2 protein-coding genes are annotated in these 1533 nt (G+C 57.1%); one reads left to right on the forward strand and one right to left on the reverse strand.

Annotated elements, in window-relative coordinates; all coding sequences use genetic code 11:
- Nucleotides 1-607 (reverse strand): hypothetical protein (locus tag LQV45_RS31560; RefSeq protein ID WP_230011342.1); only part of this gene is annotated, 607 nt, incomplete at its 3' end.
- 584 nt (nt 608-1191) lie between these two features.
- Between LQV45_RS31560 and LQV45_RS31565 the strand changes: the two genes are divergently transcribed.
- On the forward strand, nt 1192-1533 hold a 342-nt coding region (locus LQV45_RS31565), incomplete at its 3' end, for a hypothetical protein (RefSeq protein WP_230011345.1).

A 1533-nucleotide genomic window follows, 5' to 3' on the forward strand; every position in this document is an offset into this window, starting at 1 on the left:
CAAAGCGCGGGTCGGCTGTGATACCCAAGAAATCATCTTCCTTCAGGCCGCAACCAGCCTCGTAACGCGCCCAGGCAGAGGAACCTTCCCCGATGACACCGGACGCCTTCAGCCCTGCACGGGTCAGAGCGTTATCGTCTTCCTTGGTGAGCACGACGAAGCTCAGCTGCCGGTGCTCCTGAAGGAGCAGCTCGTAAAACTTCTCTTCCGTGCAGTCGGCCTCGGCGACCTTGGCCAGCAGGTCGTTGACCAGGATGTTGATCGGGGTGACATGTTCCAGAACCAGCTGTCCTGTAATGGTGACGGTCGAATCAGCCTTGTTCCCGAAATACAGGTCGCGAGCGTTCGGAGACCACGGAAAATCCAACGGCTTATTGTGGCTGAAGATCCGATCCTTGCCCTTGGGCATCCGGGGCTCCTGCCAAATCTTCTGGATCGCTTCACGCAAAGCCCGATTGACCACAGCCAAGCGGCGCGAGGCCAGCGGCTGCAGGGCTTTGTAGATCGAGTAAATCGCCTCGGAATCGGCACGGTCACGTGCCTCCCCCAAGGAATCCAGTTGGTCAGTCGAGCGGGTTACCGGCGACAGGCTCGTAGAGTCCTTCATGAATCCCCCATGATTGTGTGAAAAGTTTGGCCTAATAGGTCACTGAGCAGTGGCTATGAACAACAGAAGAATAGCCTCAGGCTCGTGATTATTGGCTAATGCCATTTATATACGAAGGTACCGACGAAAGTACGCTGACTCTTGGAAGTCACGCCAAAGGGAGTCCATCGGATGCGACTATCCAACTTCTGCCACACCACGTGCCTCATCAAAGTCACGCTGACCGCCGCCGAGTTACGCTGAGCCGGCCGGGGCATAACCCGGCGGAGCGCGGAAGCGACACGATAACCCTTCAAGCCTATATTCTTGGCATATCATGCGGCGCTGCAGTGCGGCCCGTAGAAACAATTGGGGGAAACATGCCATCTTGGAAACATGTCCGCATCACTTATATAGTTCCACTTCCAGGTGGGGTGTTCCGTAATCAACAAGACGCCGGATTACCCGAAGAAGTGGGTCCGGTTAAGCGGCGACTTAGTAAGAGCCTTCTGCCCGAAGGAGTGGAACCGCATGACGTTGGGAAGCCCAGCGGGCGTGTGTTGGGGAAATCAATCGAGCAGGCCTTGGGGTTGGACCGACACTCTGTGGCCAGTGCCGGGCAGGAAGTCCCGCTCGCCCGCAGAATAAAACTAAGTCCGGGCACGGAGTCGGGTGCACCAAGTGATCCGGGCCATCCTGGCTGGGACGCCGAGCGGGTAACGTTCGGGCATCTGGGAGGCAACGACACCCCGACGGACTTCCTCCTGGTTCATATAGAGATCCCTAGGGATTCAAGAGATTCGGATTTTGAAGCTTTCCTAGAGAAGAACCGCTTCGACCGCGAAAGTTTCCTGAATCGAGTTTTCGACGCGCTGCACATCGACCGGGTTTTATATGGCGACTGGGCGCTGGGAACCCGCTCGGGTGCGCCCTCAGACAGCCAGAGC

The sequence above is a fragment of the Microbacterium sp. Bi128 genome, from assembly GCF_918698205.1.